A 6,633-nucleotide genomic window follows, 5' to 3' on the forward strand; every position below is an offset into this window, starting at 1 on the left:
GCCTCGGGCTGGGCCGCGACCGCGTCCAGGCGGGCCAGGACGAGCTGCTGCGGTCGTCCCGGACGGCCCCCGCGGCGGGCGAGCGCGCCGCCGCGGTCAGCGCGGTGCGGACCTACGTCGACGCGGCGACGTCCGGGGCGCCGGACCACTGGGTGCTCGCCGCCCGGTCTCGTGCGGCGGACGTCGACCTGGACGACGTGCTGGACCGGACGGTCGTGCGGGTGCCGGTCGCGGCGGCTCGCATCCCGTGGACGTGGCAGGTGCTGGCCTTCCTCCAGTGGGTGCTCCTGGCCGTGGCGCTGGTCGGTGCCGCGTGGCTCGTCACGCTGGCCGCGATGGCGTGGCTGCAGCTGCCCGCGCCCGAGACGCCGATGTGGTGGGGCCTGCCCGCACCGACCTTCCTGCTGCTCGGCGGGGTCGTCGCGGGCCTCCTGGTGGCCGTGGTCGGCGGGATCGTCGGAGCGGTCGCCGGCCGGAGCCGGGCCGCGCGGGCACGCCGACGGCTCGGTGCGTCGGTGGCGCAGGCCGTCAACGACCACGTCATCGCGCCGGTGGCTGCCGAGATGGACGCGCTCGCCCGGTGCCGCGCGGCCGCGTCCAGGGCCGCAGCCTGAGCGCTCCTTAGGATCGACCGCATGACTCGCCTCGAGGTCCCCGTCCAGCTGCGCTGGTCGGACATGGACGCCTACCAGCACGTGAACAACGTCGAGATGCTGCGCCTGCTCGAGGAGGCGCGGATCGACGCGTTCTGGAGCCACCCGGCCGCGCCGGACGGCAGCCGGGTGGAGAGCGCGTGGCCCACCGCGGTGCTCGACGCGGGTCCGGGTGCCGAGCTGTCCACGCTGATCGCGCGGCAGGAGATCGAGTACCTCAAGCCCCTGGGCTACCGCCGCACCCCGGTGATCGTGGAGATGTGGCTGGGCCACCTGGGCGGGGCGAGCCTCGACGTCTGCTACGAGGTGCGTGACGACGGCGCGGCGGGTCCCGAGCGGGTCCTCTACGCCCGGGCGCTCACCACGCTGGTGCTCGTCGACGCGGCGACCGGAGCGCCGCGGCGCATCGGGCCGGAGCAGCGCACCGTGTGGGAGGCCTACGTGGAGGAGCCGGTCACGATCCGCCGGCGGCGCTGACCCGACGGTCCGTGCGGGCCCGCTCGGCCGTCTCGGCGGCACGCGCGATGTTGCGCTGCATGCCCCCGAACACGACGCCGTGGAACGGGTACACGGACCACCAGTAGACCTGCCCGAGCAGACCCTTCGGGTGGAACAGAGCGCGCTGTGAGAACACCGTCGGTGCAGCGTCGCCCTCGCCCGTCGGCTCTACGCGCAGCTCCAGCCACGCGAGCCCGGGGACGCGCATCTCGGCGCGCAGCCGCAGCAGGCTCCCCTCCTCGATGGCCTCGACCCGCCAGAAGTCCACGGCGTCGTCCACCAGCAGCTGGAGGGGGTCCCGGCGCCCGCGCCGCAGGCCCGGTCCGCCGACCAGCCGGTCGGCCAGCCCGCGGACGCGCCACGCCAGCGCCCACGAGTACCACCCGCGCTCGCCGCCGACGGCCTCGACCACCCGCCACAGCGCGGCGGGGGAGGCGTCGACCGTGACCTGGCGTTCGTCGACGAACAGGGAGCCGCCGGCCCAGTCGGGGTCGCTCGGCAGCGGGTCGCTGGGCGCCCCGGGGAGCGACGCCGACGACCAGCGCGTGCTCACCGCCGCGTCCTGGACGCGCTGCAGGGCGAGCCGCACCGCGCGGTCGAAGCCGATCAGCCCGTCGGGCGGGTCGGGGATGTGCTGGGCGATGTCGTGCTCGTCGCACACCACCTCGTGCACCAGGGACTCCACCAGCGGCCGGGCCAGGCCGCCCGGCACCGGGGTGACCAGGGAGACCCACAGGCTGGACAGCTTCGGGGTCAGGACGGGCACGCCGACGATGACGCGCCGGTGCAGGCCGGCCGCCTCGGCGTACCGCTGCATCATGTCGCGGTAGGTGAGGACGTCGGGCCCGCCGATGTCGAACCCCCGGCTCACGTCCGGCGGCATCGCGGCCGAGCCCACGAGGTACCGCAGGACGTCGCGGATGGCGATCGGCTGGATGCGGTTCTCCACCCACTTGGGGACGGTCATGGCCGGCAGGCGCTCGGTGAGGTAGCGCATCATCTCGAACGACGCGGACCCCGACCCGAGGATGACCGCCGCGCGCAGCACCGCGGTCGGCACGCCGCTGGCCAGCAGGATCTCGCCTACCTCGGTGCGCGACTCGAGGTGCGGGGACAGGTCCTCGCCCTCGGGGTAGAGGCCGCCGAGGTAGATGATCCGGCCGACGCCCGCCTCCCGCGCCGCCTGGCCGAAGACCAGGGCGGTGTGCCGGTCGGTCGACTCGAACCGGCGGCCGGAGCCGAGGGCGTGGATGAGGTAGTACGCGACCTGGGCGCCGTCGAGCGCCGCGCGGATCTGCTCGGGGTCGGCGGCGTCGGCAGCGGCCACCTCGACGTCGGCGTACCAGGGGCGGCCGCGCAGCCGGTCGGGGTGCCGGGCGATCGCGCGGACGCGGTAGCCGGCCGCCAGCAGCTCGGGGACCAGACGGCCCCCGACGTACCCGGTGACGCCGGTGACCGCCACGAGGGGCGCATCCGGGCGCGGGCGGCCGTCGTCGCCGAGCCCGGGGACCAGGCCGGGAAGGGTGTCCGCGACGGGTGCGGGCAGGAGGTCGTCCGGGGCGGTGGCCATCTGGGAAGTGTGCGGTCCCGCGTCCGGACGCGCACCCGGTCAGCGCAGCAGCGCCAGGGTCTCCCGCTCGGCCACAGCCTGCGACCGCGTCGGGCGGATGGTCTGACCCCGTTCCCACAGCTCGATCACCCGGGGGTCGATGTACGAGGAGCGGCACACGGCGGGGGTGTTCCCGAGCTCCTCGGCCACGTCCTTGACCACCTGGCTGAGCACCCGGCGGCGGGCGCGCTCGCTGGCCGGCGGTGGTCCGGCGTCGGCGAGCCCGCGCGCGGCCAGGACGGTGGCGTGCCACGTGCGGAAGTCCTTGGGCGTCGCGTCGGGACCCAGCTGCTGCTTGACGTAGCCGGCGACGTCCGAGCTGGTCACGTCGTGCCACCCGCCGTCGTCGTCCCGCCAGGCCAGCAGCTCCGGGCCGTCGTCCCGCCGCCGGGTCAGGGTGCGGACCATCGTGGCGACGTCGTCGTCCTCGACCACGGTGTCACGGACCTGACCGGACTTGGCCGGGAAGTTCAGGTGCACCCGCCCCGGATCGTTCTCGCTCTCCGGCGGCAGCACCCGGACGTGGGAGCGCAGCAGCGTGGCCAGCCCGTACGAGCCGTGCTGGAGCGCGTAGCCCTCACCGCCGACGCGCAGGTACGCGAGGTCGAGCAGCCGGAAGGCCAGGGCGAGCACCTTCTGCCGCGGCATGCCCTCGAGCGCGAGGTCGGCGCGCACCCGGCGCCGCGCGGCGGGCAGGCGCCGGGCGACGTCCAGCACGTGGTCGTGCTTGAGCCGGCCGCGCCGCAGCGTCCACTGCTGGTGGTAGAGGTACTGCCGGCGCTCGGCGTCGTCCAGGCCGGCGGCCTGGATGTGCCCGTTGGGCCACGGGGAGATCCAGACGTCGCGCCACGCGGGCGGGATGGCGAGCGAGGTGATCCGCTCCAGGTGCTCCGGCTCGACGATCCGGACCTTGTCCTGGTCGAGATAGAGGAACCCCCGGCCGGCGCGGCGACGCGACCAGCCGGGGGCGTCGAGGCGGACGCGGCGCAGGCGGACCATGCCGGAATCCTCACCCGGACCGTCCGCGTCCGCGCGGCGAACGTCAGTCCGGGAAGCGGACCATGCCCTCCTGGGCCACGGACGCGACGAGGGTCCCGTCCTGCGTGAACACCCGCGCCGCCCCGAGCCCGCGACCGCCCTGGGCGCTGGGCGTGGACTGGACGTACAGGAGCCAGTCGTCCACGCGGACGTCCCGGTGCCACCACATGGCGTGGTCGAGGGAGGCGATCGACAGCCCGCGGGTGACCCACGACCGTCCCGCCCTCCGCAGGATCGGCTCCAGCATCACCTGGTCGCACGCGTAGGCCAGCAGCGCCCGGTGCAGCAGCTGGTCGTCGGGCAGCGGACCGCGCGAGCGGAACCACACGGCCTGCTGACCGGTCGGCTCCTTCGGCGGTCCCAGGTAGATCGATCCGTCCACGTGCCGCACGTCGAACGCGGCCTCCTGCGTCCAGAACTTGGCCACCGGGTGGTCGATGCCGCCCAGCTGCTCGAGCGCGGACGGCACCTCGTCCGGTCCGGGGATCCCGGCCGGCATCGGGTCGGCGTAGTCGAGGCCGGGCTGCTGCTCCTGGAAGGAGGTGATCATCGACAGGATGGCCTCGCCGCCCTGCAGGGCGTGCGTCCGGCGCGCGCTGAACGAGCGACCGTCCCGCAGGCGCTCGACGGCGAAGGTGATCGGCTCGCGCACGTCGCCCGCGCGCAGGAAGTAGCCGTGCAGCGAGTGCGGGAGCCGGCCGTCGGTGATGGTCCGACCGGCGGCGAGGAGCGCCTGGGCGAGCACCTGGCCGCCGAACACGCGCCCGCTGGGCTGGGGGAGGCTGCGACCGGTGAACTGGTCCGGCGTCCCCGGGTCCTCGTCCAGCCGCAGGATGTCGAGCACGGAGGCGGTCGGGTCGGGCTCGATCGTCATGGACCGCAGCGTCTCACGAGGTCGACGCCGTGCTCACGCTCCGTGCGGAGTGACGTTCGTCGCGCTCAGTCGTCGAACGTGTTGAGCATCGAGTGGGCCGCTCGCTCGAGGTAGTCCCACAGCTGCGCGTGGTGCAGAGGTGCCAGGTCGAGGCTGTCGACGGCGGCCCGCATGTGCAGGAGCCACCGGTCGCGCGCGTCGGGGTTCACCTTGAACGGGGCGTGCCGCATGCGCAGCCGCGGGTGCCCACGGTTGTCGGAGTAGGTGGTGGGACCGCCCCAGTACTGCTCGAGGAACAGGGTCAGCCGCTCGGCCGCGGGGCCGAGGTCCTGCTCGGGGTACATCGGACGCAGCACCGGGTCGCCGGCGACGCCGCGGTAGAACTCGTCGACCAGCCGGACGAACGTCTCGTGCCCGCCGATCGCCTCGTAGAAGGAGTCGGATCTCACGCCGACATCCTCACACGCCCGTTCAGAGCCCCAGCGCCTCCAGCGCGGGCAGGCTGGCCCTCACCACGGCACGCGCGTCGGCGGCCGTCGAGGCGGCGAGAGCGAGCTGGCCCAGGCGGCGGCACTCGTCGAGCGTCGTCGCCGCCAGGAGGGCCGCCACGTCCGGGAGCGCGCGGGGCGTCATGGACAGCGACGACACGCCGAGCCCCACGAGCACGGCGGCGAGCGCCGGGTCGGCGGCCGCCTCACCGCAGACACCGACCGGACGGGCCTGCTGGGCACCCCCGGCACAGGTCGCGGCCACCAGGTGCAGGACGGCGGGCTGCCAGGGGTCGGAGAGCTCCGCGACGGCGCCGAGCAGCCGGTCCGCCGCCATCGTGTACTGCGTGAGGTCGTTGGTGCCGATGCTCGCGAACGCGGCGTGCGCCAGGATCGGGCCGGACAGCAGCGCCGCGCTGGGGATCTCGACCATCACGCCCGCGACGCCCAGCCCGTGGGCCGCGCAGGCGGCGACGAACGCCTGGGCCTCGTCGACGGTCGAGACCATCGGGGCCATGACCCAGACCTCGGCGGTCTCGACGGCGGTGGCCTGCGCGATGGCGGCCAGCTGGTCCTGGAGCACCTCGGGGTGGCTCACGGCGGTCCGCAGCCCCCGCACCCCGAGCGCGGGGTTGGCCTCCGGGCTCCCGGCGAGGAACGGCAGCGGCTTGTCGGCGCCGGCGTCCAGCGTGCGGACCACGACCTTGCGCCCGGGGAACGCGGCCAGGACGCGTCGGTAGGCGCTGACCTGCTCCTCGATGCTCGGCGCCTGGTCGCGGTCGAGGAAGCCGAACTCGGTCCGGAACAGGCCCACGCCCTCGGCGCCCGCGGCTGCCGCCGGGGCCGCGTCGGACGGGTCGCCCACGTTGGCCAGCAGCTCGACGTGGTGCCCGTCGGCGGTGCGCCCGCGGCCGTCGAACGTCCGCACCTGCGCGGCGAGCGCCCGGGTGGCCGCCACCTGCTCGGCGGTCGGGTCGACGGTCACCGTGCCGGCCGAGCCGTCCACCAGCACCAGCCCGCCGGCTCGGACCGCGGCTGGCGCACCGTGCGCAGCGACGACCGTCGGGATGCCGCGGGCCCGCGCCAGGATCGCGGTGTGCGAGGTGGGACCACCGGTCGCGGTGACGATCCCGAGCACGCGGTCGGTGTCGAGCGTCGCCACCAGAGCCGGCGCGAGGTCGTCCGCGACCAGCACGAACGGCGCCTCGTGCACCGGCACGCCCGGCGCGGCACGCCCCGTGAGCTCCGCGACGAGCCGGTCCCGGACGTCCGCGATGTCCCGGGTCCGCTCGGCGAAGTACCCGCCGAGCGCCTCGAACTGCACGGCGACCGCCTCGGCGGCCTCCCACACGGCGCGCTCCGGCACCAGCCGGTCGCGGGTCACCCGCTGCTCCGCGTCGGCCACCAGCGTCGGGTCCGCGGCGATCGCCGCGGTGGCGTGCAGGAGCTCGGCGCTCTCGCCCTGTGCGCGGT

The 6,633-nt window shown here is 75.2% G+C and carries 6 protein-coding genes and 1 pseudogene; 2 read left to right on the top strand and 5 right to left on the bottom strand.

Annotated elements, in window-relative coordinates:
- A pseudogene (locus RYN42_RS19055) lies at window positions 1-614 on the top strand (GTP-binding protein HSR1); the annotation flags it as partial.
- A gap of 21 nt (window positions 615-635) precedes the next feature.
- Complete coding sequence (locus tag RYN42_RS19060) at window positions 636-1,130, top strand: thioesterase family protein (RefSeq protein ID WP_315098845.1); 495 nt, start codon at window positions 636-638, stop codon at window positions 1,128-1,130.
- Here the strand turns inward: RYN42_RS19060 and RYN42_RS19065 are convergent.
- From RYN42_RS19065 to ptsP, 5 genes are all read right to left on the bottom strand, one after another.
- Entirely contained in the window at window positions 1,108-2,721 is a 1,614-nt protein-coding gene (locus RYN42_RS19065) for an SDR family oxidoreductase (protein ID WP_315098848.1), read from the bottom strand. The genes RYN42_RS19060 and RYN42_RS19065 overlap by 23 nt on opposite strands.
- Before the next feature lie 39 nt (window positions 2,722-2,760).
- Window positions 2,761-3,759 (bottom strand): DNA topoisomerase IB, encoded by a 999-nt coding sequence (locus RYN42_RS19070; protein WP_315098851.1) that lies wholly within the window; start codon window positions 3,757-3,759, stop codon window positions 2,761-2,763.
- Window positions 3,760-3,802: 43 nt separating this feature from the next.
- The gene (locus RYN42_RS19075) at window positions 3,803-4,672 is read right to left on the bottom strand and encodes an acyl-CoA thioesterase II (protein ID WP_315098853.1); all 870 of its coding nucleotides are present in this window, start codon (window positions 4,670-4,672) and stop codon (window positions 3,803-3,805) included.
- A gap of 65 nt (window positions 4,673-4,737) precedes the next feature.
- Complete coding sequence (locus RYN42_RS19080) at window positions 4,738-5,121, bottom strand: globin (protein ID WP_315098856.1); 384 nt, start codon at window positions 5,119-5,121, stop codon at window positions 4,738-4,740.
- A gap of 22 nt (window positions 5,122-5,143) precedes the next feature.
- The coding region (gene ptsP / locus RYN42_RS19085) for a phosphoenolpyruvate--protein phosphotransferase (RefSeq protein ID WP_315098858.1) at window positions 5,144-6,633 on the bottom strand (1,490 nt) is incomplete at its 5' end.

It is taken from the genome of uncultured Cellulomonas sp., from assembly GCF_963527515.1.
In the GTDB taxonomy this organism is placed as follows: Bacteria; Actinomycetota; Actinomycetes; order Actinomycetales; family Cellulomonadaceae; genus Cellulomonas.